Source organism: Bradyrhizobium sp. BR2003 (assembly GCF_009720285.1).
Taxonomy (GTDB): Bacteria; Pseudomonadota; Alphaproteobacteria; order Rhizobiales; family Xanthobacteraceae; genus Bradyrhizobium; species Bradyrhizobium elkanii.
This window is the reverse complement of record NZ_SMYJ01000017.1, coordinates 84,936-97,920: the sequence shown is the minus strand read 5'-3', so window position 1 is coordinate 97,920 and position 12,985 is coordinate 84,936. Positions and strand designations below refer to the sequence as shown.

The following is a 12,985-nucleotide window of genomic DNA, read 5'->3' as shown; positions in this document are numbered from 1 at the left end:
TTCCATGCCCGAAAGCATCGGTCGCTTGTCCGTACGTACAACTACAAGAATTGTCGTGACAATAGCGCTATCTGCCGTCGTTGCCGTGAATGGATCACGACGGGTCGGGGCGTTCGATATCGTGTTCGACCCCTCGAACTACAGCCAGAACCTCCTGACGGCCGCTCGCGCGCTCGAGCAGATCAACAACCAGGTCAGGAGCCTCGAAAATCAGGCTCAGTCGCTTCTCAATCAGGCAAAGCATCTCGCAAGCCTCCCGAATAGTGTCGTCGGCCAGCTCACGTCGACCATCGGTCAGACGAACAGCCTCATCACACAGGCAAAAGGCATCTCGTTCGACGTTCAGAAGACCCAACAGGATTTTGCCCAGCTCTATCCCCGGCAGTATGGCGCCGCCACCTCCTCGGACAGGATAGTGCAGGATGCGACCGCCCGCTGGAATAATAGCTATGAGGGGCTCAAGCAGGCGCTCACGATCCAGTCGGCCATCGTCAGTAATCTGGATCAGGACGGCCAGACGCTTCGCACACTGATGGCGAGTTCGTCAGCTTCGGTCGGCTCCTTGCAGGCCCAGCAGTCCGGCAACGAGTTGCTGGCTTTGCAGATCAAGCAGGCATTGCAGACGCAGGCGCTACTGGCAACTCAGGCCCGTGCCGACACGTTGAGAGCGGCTGAGGAACGCGCGTCCGCGGCGGCGGGCCAGGAGCGGTTTATCCGCTTCATCGGCGATGGCCATGCCTACGCCGGCGGCAGATAGGAGAGGGCGCCATGGCTGATCTCTCTGTCATCGATCGTTTCACCGAGACGTTCTCGCGCTACATCGATTCTGGCTTTGGCCTACTGTCAGGCGAAGTCTCGTTCTTGAGTTCGACACTCGTGGTCGTCGACCTCACGCTCGCCGGGCTTGCCTGGAGCATGCGGGCCGACGACCAGATCCTTGTGACGCTTACCAAGAAGATCCTCTACGTCGGCGCGTTCGCCTTCATCATTGGCAACTTCAAGAGCCTTGCCGACATCATATTCAGTTCGTTTTCGGGGATCGGCCTGAAGGCGTCCGGAGGCACATTGAGCGCAGCCGATCTGGCCCGGCCGGGTTTTGTTGCCGCCGCCGGGTTCACCGCTGCCCATCCGCTTCTGGAGGAGGCCAGTCAGTTCTCGGGTTTCGATGTGCTGACGAACCTGCCGACGATCGTGATTCTCTTGTTCTGCTGGATCGTGATCGTGCTCGCGTTCTTTGTGCTGTCGGTTCAGCTCTTCGTGACGCTGATCGAGTTCAAGCTCACGACGCTCGCAAGCTTCATCCTGGTGCCGTTCGCGCTCTGGGGCAAGACGGCCTTTCTTGCCGAAAAGACGCTCGGCAATGTGGTTGCTTCCGGCGTCAAGGTGATGGTGTTGGCGATCATCGTCGGCATCGGCTCGACCATTTTCGGTCAGCTTGCGAGCACATTGACGCGACCGGTCGATATTGCGTCGGCGATGAGCCTGCTGCTCGCGGCGCTCTCCCTGTTTGGGCTTGGGATCTTCGGTCCGGGCATTGCCGCCGGTCTCGTGTCCGGTGCGCCTCAACTGGGGGCCGGGTCGGCGGCGGGCACGGTAGCTGGCGCTGCCGCTGTCGCGTTCGGAGGCGGAGCGGCCGCCATGGGCGGGCTTCGCATGGCCGCCGGTGGATCGATGGCGGCGGTTCGTTCCGCGGCGTCGCTGAGTGGAGCGTCGTCGGTTGGCGGCGGTGCGGCCCGCTCGGCCGCGGCCGAGCAGACGCCCGGCGGAAGCGTCGGAGCAGCGAGCGGAGCTGCACCTTCCGGCTCCCCGCGCGCAGCTGCGACGCCAGCACGGCATGCCAGGGAAGCGGCACAGATTGCTGCCCATACCCTGAAAGAAGGGGACAAGGGCGGTCATTCCTCGGGTCCGAAGCTTGGGGAGGACTGAGATATGGCCGGTCATCCCTTTCAACGCGTATCGGTTCGGTACGGCGAAACGCCGGAGCCCGTGACGCCTTACCAGAAGGCGGGACAGGTCTGGGACGAGCGGCTCGGGTCCGCGCGAGTTCAGGCGAGCAACTGGCGGCTCGCTGCGCTCGGCGTCACTGGAGTGTGCGGTGTTCTCGGCTTGACCCTGCTCGCCGTGATCGGTCGCTCAGGAATCGTCCCTTATGTGGTCGAGGTCGACCGGTTAGGCGAGGTCCGTGCAGTCGGCCCTGCGCTGGAGGCCTATCAGCCCTCGGATGCACAGATCGCGCACTTCCTTGCGCGGTTCATCGAAAACGTGCGTTCCTTGTCGATCGATCCCGTGATCGTCCGCACCAACTGGCTGCACGCTTACGATTTTGTCACCGATCGGGGCGCGCAAGCCTTGAACGACTATGCGCGCGAAACCGATCCGTTCGCCAAGATCGGCTCCAGGACGGTCACCGCAGAGGTGACCTCGGTGGTCCGTGCGTCCAGCGACAGCTTCGAAATCCGCTGGAAGGAGAACAGTTTCGAGAACGGCTCGATCGCCAAGACCGAGCGATTCACGGGTCTCGTGACCACGGTTCTCAAACCGCCGGCGGACGCCGAGACGTTGCGAAAAAATCCTCTCGGCCTCTACGTCCATTCCCTCAACTGGTCGCGCGACCTGATCGGAGATCAGAAATGAAATCTACCACCCTAGCCAAGCTTGCGTCGGCCAGCGTCCTGACACTGTCGCTCGTGCTCGGAGGATGCGCCACAAAGCTCAACCTCGAAGCGCCTTACGACGAAATGACATTCGAGCCGGCGCTCCCCGAGGCGGATCCGCCGAAGCCCGTCGAGATCGTCGAAGCGCCGAAAGTCTTGCCATTGCCTGGCCAGCTCAAGCCCTATCCCAAGAAGGGCGTCAAGGAAGAAAAGCTGCCACCGGAGCAGGCGATCGCCAAGGCGAACAAGGCTGCGCGGATGGAGCCGACCCGGGCGGGCTACATTAATGCAATTCAGGTCTATCCATGGACCGAAGGAGCCCTCTATCGACTCTATGCCAGCCCCGAAAAGGTCTCGACCATCGCCCTTCAGGCCGGCGAGGAGCTGATCGATGTCTCGACGGGCGACACGGTTCGTTGGGTGGTTGGCGATACCTCCAGCGGTCAAGGTGGCAGCCGGCGTGTCCATATCCTCGTCAAGCCGACGCTGCCCGATATCCAGACCAACCTGGTGGTCTTGACCGACCGGCGCGCCTACCACCTCGAGCTCGTTTCCACCAAGCAGACCTATATGGCCTCGATCTCCTGGACGTATCCGACGGATACGTTGGTTGCGCTTCACAAGCAGAACGCGATCGCCCAGGCAAACGAGGAGCGGGTCGCCGATCGTGGCGTGCGGCTCGACAGCCTGAACTTCCGCTACCGCATCGAAGGCGATGATCCTCCGTGGCGGCCGGTGCGTGCATTCGACGACGGTCGCAAGGTCTATATCCAGATGCCATCCGGCCTGTCGCAGGGCGAGGCGCCGCCGTTGTTCGTCGCGGGCGCCGACGGTCGTCCAAATCTCGTGAATTATCGTGTCCGAGGCTCCTATTACATCGTCGACCGCATGTTTGGCGCCGCCGAACTTCGTCTCGGTGAGGATCCCCAGCGCATCGTCCGGATCATTCGCATTGATGCGCGGCCGGTGTCGCAGGCCGTCGGCAGTGGGAGCGCCTCATGACGAGTGGGTTGGATCGGGAGCCGCCAGAGCCCCTGGAGCTGCGGGCACGGCCGCGGTCCATCCGGCGGTTGAACAGGCGTGCGCTCATGATCGGTTGCGCGTTTACCGCCCTGTTCATCGCGGGAGCGTCGATCGTGGCGTTGCGCCCCCTAAGGACATCGAAGCATTCGGACCGGACGGAGCTGTACAACACCGACCGCAAGCAAACTGCAGAGGGCCTGAGCAGGCTGCCGAGATCTTATGAAGAACTTACGCCGTCGACGCCGCGGCTTGGACCGCCATCTCCGGGCGATATTGGCCGGGCCTTTGCCGAGAACGAAAAGAAAGCCGGCATCGCGCCATCATCGGATCCAGGTTTTCGCAGCAACCCGGAAGAGGACGCGGAAAGGGCGGAGCGCATCCGGCAGGTGCGCGTCGCGCAACAGGCAAGAGAATCGGGCCTGTTCTTCCGCCTGTCGGAAAAGCAGGACAAGCAAAAGCAGGCTGGTGTCACGGAGGTGGCCACCAGCCAGCCGTCCGCGTTTCGGCCACAGGCAACCGATCCCGGGCCGTCCGCGGTTGAGCTTGCGAAAACTGCGCGGGCAATGATCGATCGATCAGGCGAGATCGTCCCCTCGTCGCAGGCACGGAAGCTTGCCTTTGTGGGAGCGAAGGCGGACACCGAGACTATCAACCCACACGCGTTGGCGCCGCCGCCTTCAAGCCATGCTGTTATGGCAGGGACGATTATTCCGGCGAGCCTGGTCACGGGGCTGAACTCGGATTTGCCGGGTGCCACGATCGCTCAGGTCACGGAGAACGTCTACGACACCGTGACGGGCGAGCATCTGCTTGTGCCGCAGGGGACGCGGCTCCTCGGCAAATACGATAGCGTGGTAGCCTTCGGCCAGAAGCGGGCGCTTGTCGTTTGGACGCGGCTGATCTTGCCCAACGGCAATTCCATCGTGATCGAAAACCTTCCAGCTACTGATGTTGCGGGTTACGCCGGGCTAGAGGATGAGGTGGACTTCCATACCTGGCAGTTGCTCAAGGGTGTGGCCTTGGCGACCCTGATCGGGGTCGGAACCCAGCTGTCGATCGGCAATGACGAAAGCGATCTCGTGAAGGCGCTGCGGGAAAGCACGCAGCAGACAACCAATCGTGCGGGCCAGCGCCTGGTGGAGCGCGAGCTCGACGTGCAGCCGACGATCACCGTGCGGCCGGGATGGCCACTGCGGGTGATTGTTTCGAAGGATCTGGTACTGAAGCCGTACCAGGACGCTCAAGTCGTAGCGAAGAGCAGGTGAGGGATGAAGCTGGCAAAGCTACCGGAGCGGACACCGGTCAAGATGACCATCGTGCTTTCGCCGAGCCTCCTGCAGCGGCTGCGCGAATACGCTCTCTTCTACGCAGAAACCTATGGCGACAAGGAAGAGGTGGCCGAACTGATACCGTTCATGCTGGAGGCATTTCTCGACAGCGATGCAGATTTTCGCAAGGCGAGAAGGGCGGCGTCTTTGGGTGTCACCGCATCCTAGATGCCGACCTCTCAGCTCGTTGCGGCTTTCGTTCAAAGCAGCTCAGCCAGAGCGTTGGCGGTCTCCTGTGCCGCTTCTCTTGCAGATTCATTTCGGGACGACGGAAGGGAACGACAGCCGTAGTGCTGGTCACCATCCGGACCGTGACGTTAGTACACCGCCGGAGTGGGCGGCGATTGGTCCGCGAGCAGGGCGTTTTCCCCGATGTTCACCAGCGGCTTTCAAAGAGGCGGTTGCATTCCTGTGAGCCTCGTTCTGTTCTTGAACAGTGCTTTCAAGCATTTTTGGAGACGACATGGTCGAGGTATATTTGAACGTCAGGCGCGATTTGCTCGTCGTGAGAAAGGGATTTCCGGTGCCGGCTATCAGCGCTCAGGGCAAGTGGCGCAAGAGTAAGAAGAGGGTCGTCAGGATAAGTGAGGAGATCAGGCAGGCGGTCCAGAGCGAAGGCTACTACGTGCGCAAGTTGAGAGATTTCAAGAAGAACTGCACAGCTGATCAACGCGCGTGACGCCCGCGCGCAAAGCCCGGCCGCCAATAGAGACGGTCGCGCGAGACGCAATAACACGATGAACGCTGCGCATATGCTGCGGTGCGCGGCGAACGTCCAATCCAAATGAATACGGGTGGTTTGTCGGGCCCCGGCTCACCGAAATGAGGTGCGGCCCTAGCTCAGGTTGCTAGGGCCGCTGAGAGCCCAGGGCGCGGTACACCCCCTGCGCTCAGCCTTACTAGAGCCGAAAAACTCAGGGTTGCATAGCACGCCCTTCACCAAAAAGGCCTGGATGGGTGGCTCCGCCACCACAGCGAGACATGGCCCTAGCGGACGTACCGACCTTTTTAGCCGCTGTCTGCTTCAGTGGCGGACGCGCCGTGATTCTAGCGCACGGCGAGCATTGCCATGAACTGCTCCACGGACGGTTGCTCGGCTTTTTGCATCTTGTGCAGATCCTCGGGTTTCAGATTCGTATACCGCCGCAGCATTCGCCAATCCTTGTGGCCCGTTACCATAGCAACTTGTTGGATCGAAAAGCCTGCTTCGAACAGGCGACTCGTGCCTTCATGTCGCAGATCATGAAAACAAAGATCGTCGAGATCGATGTTTTTGCACGATCTGCGGAACGCGGCTCCGACCGATTTCGAATGATGGGGAAACACCCGCCCAATTCCGCGCGTGACGACCCGTTGCTCCAAAACCAGTTGCCACGCGTCATAGCCCGTCGAATTTAGGAGGGGAATGATTTGGTGATTTCCTTCTTTCCGCCGAGGGTCCTTGCGATCGCGGATGGTGACCGTTCGTTTCGCCATGTCGACATCAGACCATTCTATTCGGCAGATCTCGGCCTGGCGCATTGTGGTCGCAACCGCAAAGCGGATAATTCTTCCAAGCGGGATGAATTGTAGGGGGTTGGATTCAGTGTATTCGATCAGCCGATTGAGTTCGTCTTGAGTGGGGCGACGGTCGCGCTCGTTGGACTTTCCAACGAGATCGAGGTGCTTAAGTGCCGCGCGGGCCAGCTGAACGTTTTCAACGGACACAGCAATGCCGTGGACCGCGGCTGCGTGCAGGAGCACGGCTCGGATGAACGAAAAGTCGATCGCAAGGGTTGCCGGCCCGGCGCCCTGCGCAGCTCGTTTCTTTCCAAAGTCGATCAGCTTCTCGCGGGTAATGTCCTTGATGTTCACTCGCCCGAGAGAAGTCTTAAGCGCTTTCAGCACCATGGCCTTCGAGCGTCTGACTGGCTTACCGACCTGGGCAAGATCATCGAGATGCAACGCGATTAAATCGGAAAAGATGCGCGGTTGCTCGCGGGACCGGGAGCGTCGGATTGGAGTGCCTCGATCGATCGAGCGCTCAACGTCAATGGCCCACTCTTCGGCGTCACGCCGCCGGATGAATGTGTTCGCGACGTACTCGTTTTTCCTTCTGACTTGAACGCGCCAGCTTCCCGATTTCAGCTTTGTGAAGGTCGGCATTGCGTGTGCACTCCACCGCGATTTCGTGTGCGCTACGTGTGCACCGCGAGATCAAATGCGGTACAAGCGTGTGCAGTTTTGGCTAGTTTGGAGTGCACACGTGTGCACTTGTTCCCGGTCTAGTCTTTTGAAACGATAGGGTAAGTTATTGGAATATCAAGACTATCGCTTTTCCGTGGCACCCATGATGGACTGGACCGACCGGCATTGCCGGGTCTTCCATCGGCTGATGTCGCGGCGGGCGCGGCTCTATACGGAGATGCTGACGACCGGCGCCATCATCCATGGCGACCGGGCGCGGCTGCTCGGCTTCGACGTCAGCGAGCATCCGGTGGCGCTGCAGCTCGGCGGCTCCGATCCGCGCGATCTCGCGACCGCCGCGCAGATCGGCGAGGATTTCGGTTACGACGAGATCAACCTCAATGTCGGATGTCCCTCCGATCGGGTGAAGGATGGCCGCTTCGGCGCCTGCCTGATGGCGGAGCCCGCGCTGGTCGCCGAAGGCGTTGCGGCGATGAAGCGTGCGGTGCGGATTCCCGTGACGGTGAAGTGCAGGATCGGTATCGACGACCAGGATCCGGAAGTCGCGCTCGATACGCTGGCCCGCAGTGTGATTGCCGCGGGCGCGGATGCGCTGGTCGTGCACGCGCGCAAGGCCTGGCTCAACGGATTGTCGCCGAAGGAGAACCGCGACATCCCGCCGCTCGACTACGATCGGGTCTATCGCCTCAAGGCGGCATGGCCGGACGTGCCCATCATTATCAACGGCGGCATTACGAGCCTTGCCGAGGCGAAGCGGCATCTGGCGCATGTCGATGGCGTGATGCTGGGGCGGGCGGCCTATCAGGAGCCATGGCGGCTGCTTACCGTCGATTCCGAGCTGTTCGGCGAAACGCCGCCGCACGCCACGATGAAGGACGTGTTCGCGGCGATGTTTCCCTATATCGAGCGGCAGCTTGCCGAGGGCACCCGGCTGCATTCGATCACGCGACATTTCGTCGGCGCCTTCCATGGCGTCCCCGGCGCGCGTGCGTTCCGCAGGCACCTCGCGGAGAACGCTGTTCGGCCGGGTGCTGACATCGATGTGCTGCGCGAGGCGATCGCACGCGTTGACGATCGCGCGCCGGCGGCGGTCGCGGCCTGAGACCGCGGGTTTAGAGCCCCGTTCCGATGGAACCGGTACGGGGCTCTATCCACTTCGCTCGAAAACGCTCTAATGCTTGCGCTGCCGCCGCGTGACGTCCTGTGCGACCTTCAGGAAATTGAACAGATGCGGCATCCGGTTGTCGCGCCGGTAGTTCAGCGACAGCGCAGTGCCCGGATTGTGTCCCTCATAGGCGCGGTAGGCGACGCCGGGCCGCTCCGCCTCCGAGACCGATTTCGGCACCAGCGCGATGCCGACGCCGACCGACACCAGGCTGATCGCAGTCTGATAGTCCTGGGCCAGCACCTGCGATTTCGGAATGAAACCCTCTTCGAGGCAGATGTTGAGGATGTGGTCGGCGAAGCTCGGGCGCGGCTTGCGCGGGTAGAGGATGAATGTCTCGGCTTTCAGCGCCGCCAGTCGCGGGACCTGCTGCTCGAGCAAGGGGGAAGTGTCTGACAGCGCGAGGATCAGCGGCTCCTGCAGCAGCGGCTCCGACTTCAGCTCCTCGTCGTCGAGCGAGGGGCGGGCGATGGCGATATCGATCTCGCGCTGGATCACCGCGCGCTTCTGTTCGGCATTGTTCATCGCCGACAGCGCGAGCTCGACGTCGGGATAGGCCGAACGAAACGCCTGGATCACGCTCGGCAGCACGCCATAGGTCGCCGATCCGACGAAGGCGACGCGCAGGTGACCGGAAAAGCCTTCGCCGATCCGCTTGATCTCGCGGTGCGTCCGGTCGAGCCGCTCCAGCACGTCGCGCGCCCGCTCCAGCAGAACGCTGCCGGCCTGGGTGAGCCGGATCTGGCTGCGGCTTCGGTCGATCAGCATGACGCCGAGATCGCTCTCGAGTTGCGCGATCTGCCGGCTGAGCGGCGGCTGCGCGATCGCAAGCCGCGATGCGGCACGGCCGAAATGCAATTCCTCGGCGACGGCGACGAAATAGACCAGCCGCCTGAGATCCATGACATCGTCGCGATCAGTCACGGCTAGCCGAACGCCTGTTCGCGCGCTTCCGGGAAAGCCGCGGAAAAATCCTGCCGGGTTTGATATCGCGTGGTCATCAGCGCACGATCGAGACGATGGTTCCAGCGCGAAGACTGGGCGTGGGTCCCTGGATTGTCAATTGTCCGCGGGAACGACGCCATCCGGCTAGTCCTTCCGGGCGAAGGCGCGGATCTTGTCCTCGTCGACCTCTACGCCGAGACCGGGGCCATCAGGCGTGCAGATCTCGAACTCGTCGAATCTGATCGGGTTGACGACCAGATCCTCCACGAGGATTCGCGGACCGAAATGTTCGGTGCCCCATTCGAGCCTCGGCAGGGTGGCGAAGGCGGCTAGATGCGCCGCCGCGCCGATGCTGCTCTCCAACAGGCAGCCGCCATAGAGCTCCAGCCCGTGCGCGGCCGCGACCGCAGCGGCACGCTTCATTTCGAACAGGCCGCCGCTCTTCACGAGTTTCAGCGAGTAGACGCTGCCGCAACCCATCGCCCCTGCGCGCGCGATGTCCTCCTTGGTGAAAGCCGCTTCGTCGACCAGCAACGGAATCGAGGTGCGGGCCGCGACACGCGCCATCGCTTCCAGTTGCAGCGCCGACACCGGTTGTTCGATCAAGGCAACATCCAGCTCCTCCAGCGCGGGCACGAAACGGATGCATTCGGCCTCGGTCCAGCCCTGGTTGACATCGACGATCAGGCGCACCTCGTCGCCGAGGCCGGCGCGCAATGCTTGCAGCCGCTTCAGATCGGCCTGCGGCCGGTTGAACCCGAACTTGATCTTGAATTGGCGGTGTTCGCGGCGCCGCAGCTTCTCTTTCGCTTCTTCCACCTCCTGGCTGCTGTCGCCCGAGGCCAGCGCCCAGATCACCTCCATGCGTTCGCGCACCGCGCCGCCGAGCAGCGCGCTGGCGGGCAGGCCGAGCGTCTTGCCGGCGGCGTCGAGCAGGGCGGACTCGATCGCGCCCTTGGCGGCAAAATTGCGGGTGGCGGCCTTGCTCATGCGCAAGGCATTGGCTTCGAAGGCGAGGGCAGGCTGTCCGAGCAGCGCCGGCGCCAGATAATTCGTGACCGCGGCCTTGATCGACTCCACGCTCTCCTCGGCCCAGCGCGGCCCGCCGAGCGTCGAGGCTTCGCCGATGCCCGTCACGCCGTTATCGAGCAGGACGCGCACCAGCACGTAACCCTGATGCGTGACTTCCGTGTTCGCGAGCTTGTGCCGGCGGCGGGTCGGCGCCTCCACGATGGTGGCGCGGATGCTGCGGATCGCAGTGTCCTTTGCGTGAGCCTGCACTCGCTCCACGGGCTCGGCGATTTCGATCACGGCACGACTCATATGTCCTCGCAGGTCAGTTCGGAATGAGTCCTGCCAGGCTGGTGGAGCCTGGCAGGACGTAACGCATTATTCGGCGGCGACGAGCCGTTCGACGGCCGCTTTCTTGAGCCTGAAGTCGAAGTTGAGAACCAGGTCGGTGTCGGCGCCGGCGGGCGCCTTGGCGAACTTGCCGATCAGGCTCTGCTTCACGGCGAACACCGAGTCGTTGTCGAGATACTTGGTCTCGGAATCGTAGATCTGCGAGATCAGCGATTGATAGCCGTCCTTCGAAAGCATGAAGTGGATGTGGCCCGGACGCCAGGGATGGTGGCCCATATACTTCAGCAGCTCGCCGCCGGCGCCGTCGTAGGGGATCGGGTAGGGCTCGGGGCGGAGCGCCACGAAGGCATATTCGCCGTTGGCGTCGGTCGTGAAGCGTCCGCGCAGATTGTAGGCCGGCTGTTCCGGATCCTGCAGGTCGTAAAGGCCGTTCGGCGCGTCTTCCCAGACGTCGATGGTGACGCCCTCGATCGGCCGCCCCGCCGTGTCGCTGATGCGCCCGCTAACCTTGACGGTCTGCGCGTTGTCGAACGTCTTCTTGATGATGGAGGCGCCCTTGGGCAGCACCGGCGGGTTTTCCCGATAGAACGGCCCGAGCACGGTGGATTCGCTCTCGCCGTCGGTGACCCGGTGGTCGAGCATGTCGACCAGCACCTCGACGCCGAGAATGTCGGCGATCAGGATGAACTCGTTGCGCTTCTCATCCGAGATATCGCCTGCGCGGCGCAGGAATTCGCACGCGGCGAACCACTCGGCGAAGGTCAGGTCGACTTCCTTGCAGAAGTCGTGCATGTGGCGGATCAGGCTCGTCATGATCTGCCGGTTGCGATCCGGAATGTCCTTCGAGAGCGCAGCGATCACGTGGTCGGTGATGGTGTCCTTGTTGACGTTCAGCATGGTCGTTTCCTCCTTTTCTTGCAGTTGCTCAAACTTGCATCCCCGTTTTCGGGAATATCGGTCGCTGGCCTCACCAGACAAATTCGTAAGCGGCATTCTCCAGCGCCGCGGGCGCAGGGTGCGGGTCGGCAAGGCCGCCGAAGCGGCCGCGGAAGAACAGCAGCGGCTTCTTGCTGGGCTCCAGCGACATCTCGCGGACGCGGCCAAGGAAGATCGTGTGGTCTCCGGCGACGATCTCATCGGCGAGATCGGTCACGAAATATGCCGCCGCGTCGGCGATCACAGGCAGGTCGTTGCGGCGTTCGAAGACGTCGCAGAGGTCGAGCCTTGGCTTGCCGGCGAAATGCCAGGCGAAATCCTCCATGCCCTCGGCGAGGATGCTGACCGCAAAGCGGCCGGTCTTCTGGATGTTGCCAAGCATCTTCGCGCTTTTCGCGATCGAGATCGCGACCAGCGGCGGATCGAGCGAGACCGACATGAAGGCGTTGGCCGTCATACCGTGATCGCGGCCCTCGCAATGCGTCGTGATGATGGTGACGCCGGTGCCGAACTGGCCGCAGGCATTGCGCAATTCTCGCGGATCGATGGCGGTCATTGGCTTGCGACCTCGAGGTGGGCCATACCGGATCGGTTGGCTGGTGGCGCGGTCACGATATCTCGCCAGTTTTCCAGCGTCGCCGCGGCGGCGGCAAGGCCGGATCGTCGCAAGGCGCGAATCCGGCTGCTGGAGACGATCTCGCCATTGCCACAGCGCACCGGCGGCAGGATGCTAGTGTTGAAGTGCTGGCGCAGCAGCAGCGCAGTGCCGCCCTTGCAGGACCCGAAGCGAAAATCCTCGCCGACGATCACCTCGCGCGGTTGCAGCTTATGCAACTCGGCGAGGAAATCGAGCGCGGTGCGCCGGACGTAGATCTGGTTGAAATCGGCGACGACGACGTGGTCGGGCGCGAATGTTGCAATGCGCTCGAGCTTTTCGCGAAGCGAAATCAGCGGCTCGGCCTGGCCGAAATACACCTTTGGCGGCGGATCGAAGGTGTAAACCACGGCTGGAATGCCGCGGCGCCGCGCTGCGGCGATGGTCTGCCGCAGCAGTTCCTGATGGCCGCGGTGGACGCCGTCAAATGCGCCGATGGTCACGACGCAGGCGTCGAGGGCCAATTCCCCATCGCGATAGAAAGCGACTGCGCTGCTGTCAAAACCCGTGCCTAAACCCGCGGCCATGGCTCGCTCCGGCTTCGCTCCCCTGCCGTGCTGCGCATGGCTGCGTCAGCTGCGGCATTGCGTCGGCCGGACGATCCTTGCCGTCCGGTCCGTGCCATCGAGTCATAGCCCGAGCCGGGCCGGTCCGCGCGGTATGGTGTGATACCTTTCGCCCGCTCCGGGTGAGCGCGTAGCGTTTCCTCCGATGTCACGCCGTCCAAGAG

General features: G+C 62.6%; 14 protein-coding genes. 8 read left to right on the top strand and 6 right to left on the bottom strand.

The genetic code is table 11. The features are described from left to right. Positions 1–4 precede the first annotated feature (4 nt). The 7 genes from trbJ to E2I15_RS12005 all read left to right on the top strand — a co-directional run bounded on the left by trbJ (position 5) and on the right by E2I15_RS12005 (position 5,684). Positions 5–757 (top strand): P-type conjugative transfer protein TrbJ, encoded by a 753-nt coding sequence (gene trbJ / locus E2I15_RS12035; protein WP_137479108.1) that lies wholly within the window; start codon positions 5–7, stop codon positions 755–757. 11 nt (positions 758–768) lie between these two features. Continuing rightward, the gene (gene trbL, locus E2I15_RS12030; protein ID WP_137479107.1) at positions 769–1,926 is read left to right on the top strand and encodes a P-type conjugative transfer protein TrbL; all 1,158 of its coding nucleotides are present in this window, start codon (positions 769–771) and stop codon (positions 1,924–1,926) included. Between the two features lie 3 nt (positions 1,927–1,929). After that, positions 1,930–2,634 (top strand): conjugal transfer protein TrbF, encoded by a 705-nt coding sequence (trbF, locus tag E2I15_RS12025; RefSeq protein WP_137479106.1) that lies wholly within the window; start codon positions 1,930–1,932, stop codon positions 2,632–2,634. Beyond that, positions 2,631–3,656 carry a P-type conjugative transfer protein TrbG gene (gene trbG, locus E2I15_RS12020; protein ID WP_137479105.1) on the top strand — a complete coding sequence of 342 codons (1,026 nt, stop codon included), beginning with the start codon at positions 2,631–2,633 and terminating at the stop codon, positions 3,654–3,656. The genes trbF and trbG overlap by 4 nt, the downstream gene beginning before the upstream one ends. Positions 3,657–3,742: 86 nt before the next feature. Then, positions 3,743–4,942 carry a TraB/TrbI/VirB10 family type IV secretion system protein gene (locus E2I15_RS12015; RefSeq protein WP_246668079.1) on the top strand — a complete coding sequence of 400 codons (1,200 nt, stop codon included), beginning with the start codon at positions 3,743–3,745 and terminating at the stop codon, positions 4,940–4,942. 3 nt (positions 4,943–4,945) lie between these two features. After that, positions 4,946–5,173, top strand: coding sequence for a DUF2274 domain-containing protein (locus E2I15_RS12010; RefSeq protein ID WP_137479103.1), 228 nt, complete (start codon positions 4,946–4,948; stop codon positions 5,171–5,173). 295 nt (positions 5,174–5,468) lie between these two features. Continuing rightward, positions 5,469–5,684 carry a hypothetical protein gene (locus E2I15_RS12005; RefSeq protein ID WP_137479102.1) on the top strand — a complete coding sequence of 72 codons (216 nt, stop codon included), beginning with the start codon at positions 5,469–5,471 and terminating at the stop codon, positions 5,682–5,684. Positions 5,685–6,052: 368 nt separating this feature from the next. On the opposite strand, the gene E2I15_RS12000 is transcribed toward E2I15_RS12005, so the two are convergent. Next, positions 6,053–7,150 carry a site-specific integrase gene (locus E2I15_RS12000; protein ID WP_170991530.1) on the bottom strand — a complete coding sequence of 366 codons (1,098 nt, stop codon included), beginning with the start codon at positions 7,148–7,150 and terminating at the stop codon, positions 6,053–6,055. A 148-nt stretch (positions 7,151–7,298) separates the two neighbouring features. Between E2I15_RS12000 and dusA the strand changes: the two genes are divergently transcribed. Further along, positions 7,299–8,294 (top strand): tRNA dihydrouridine(20/20a) synthase DusA, encoded by a 996-nt coding sequence (dusA, locus tag E2I15_RS11995; RefSeq protein ID WP_137479101.1) that lies wholly within the window; start codon positions 7,299–7,301, stop codon positions 8,292–8,294. 69 nt (positions 8,295–8,363) lie between these two features. Here dusA and E2I15_RS11990 read toward each other — a convergent pair whose 3' ends face one another. The 5 genes from E2I15_RS11990 to E2I15_RS11970 all read right to left on the bottom strand — a co-directional run bounded on the left by E2I15_RS11990 (position 8,364) and on the right by E2I15_RS11970 (position 12,782). After that, a complete protein-coding gene (locus E2I15_RS11990) occupies positions 8,364–9,281 on the bottom strand; it encodes a LysR family transcriptional regulator (RefSeq protein ID WP_338134468.1) in 918 nt (305 codons plus the stop codon). 165 nt (positions 9,282–9,446) lie between these two features. Further along, the gene (locus E2I15_RS11985) at positions 9,447–10,625 is read right to left on the bottom strand and encodes a muconate/chloromuconate family cycloisomerase (RefSeq protein WP_137479100.1); all 1,179 of its coding nucleotides are present in this window, start codon (positions 10,623–10,625) and stop codon (positions 9,447–9,449) included. Positions 10,626–10,691: 66 nt separating this feature from the next. After that, complete coding sequence (locus E2I15_RS11980; protein ID WP_137479099.1) at positions 10,692–11,561, bottom strand: intradiol ring-cleavage dioxygenase; 870 nt, start codon at positions 11,559–11,561, stop codon at positions 10,692–10,694. Positions 11,562–11,631: 70 nt separating this feature from the next. Next, positions 11,632–12,156, bottom strand: coding sequence for a flavin reductase family protein (locus E2I15_RS11975; protein ID WP_137479098.1), 525 nt, complete (start codon positions 12,154–12,156; stop codon positions 11,632–11,634). Continuing rightward, positions 12,153–12,782 (bottom strand): FAD synthetase, encoded by a 630-nt coding sequence (locus tag E2I15_RS11970; protein WP_246668077.1) that lies wholly within the window; start codon positions 12,780–12,782, stop codon positions 12,153–12,155. The genes E2I15_RS11975 and E2I15_RS11970 overlap by 4 nt, the downstream gene beginning before the upstream one ends. Between the last annotated feature and the right edge of the window lie 203 nt (positions 12,783–12,985).

What these genes read in the sequence shown, in the direction of transcription:
- trbJ (WP_137479108.1), top strand. Translation starts at nt 5, where the DNA reads ATGCCCGAAAGCATCGGTCGCTTGTCCGTACGTACAACTACAAGAATT.
- trbL (WP_137479107.1), top strand. Translation starts at nt 769, where the DNA reads ATGGCTGATCTCTCTGTCATCGATCGTTTCACCGAGACGTTCTCGCGC.
- trbF (WP_137479106.1), top strand. Translation starts at nt 1,930, where the DNA reads ATGGCCGGTCATCCCTTTCAACGCGTATCGGTTCGGTACGGCGAAACG.
- trbG (WP_137479105.1), top strand. Translation starts at nt 2,631, where the DNA reads ATGAAATCTACCACCCTAGCCAAGCTTGCGTCGGCCAGCGTCCTGACA.
- E2I15_RS12015 (WP_246668079.1), top strand. Translation starts at nt 3,743, where the DNA reads ATGATCGGTTGCGCGTTTACCGCCCTGTTCATCGCGGGAGCGTCGATC.
- E2I15_RS12010 (WP_137479103.1), top strand. Translation starts at nt 4,946, where the DNA reads ATGAAGCTGGCAAAGCTACCGGAGCGGACACCGGTCAAGATGACCATC.
- E2I15_RS12005 (WP_137479102.1), top strand. Translation starts at nt 5,469, where the DNA reads ATGGTCGAGGTATATTTGAACGTCAGGCGCGATTTGCTCGTCGTGAGA.
- E2I15_RS12000 (WP_170991530.1), bottom strand. Translation starts at nt 7,150, where the DNA reads ATGCCGACCTTCACAAAGCTGAAATCGGGAAGCTGGCGCGTTCAAGTC.
- E2I15_RS11985 (WP_137479100.1), bottom strand. Translation starts at nt 10,625, where the DNA reads ATGAGTCGTGCCGTGATCGAAATCGCCGAGCCCGTGGAGCGAGTGCAG.
- E2I15_RS11980 (WP_137479099.1), bottom strand. Translation starts at nt 11,561, where the DNA reads ATGCTGAACGTCAACAAGGACACCATCACCGACCACGTGATCGCTGCG.
- E2I15_RS11975 (WP_137479098.1), bottom strand. Translation starts at nt 12,156, where the DNA reads ATGACCGCCATCGATCCGCGAGAATTGCGCAATGCCTGCGGCCAGTTC.
- E2I15_RS11970 (WP_246668077.1), bottom strand. Translation starts at nt 12,782, where the DNA reads ATGGCCGCGGGTTTAGGCACGGGTTTTGACAGCAGCGCAGTCGCTTTC.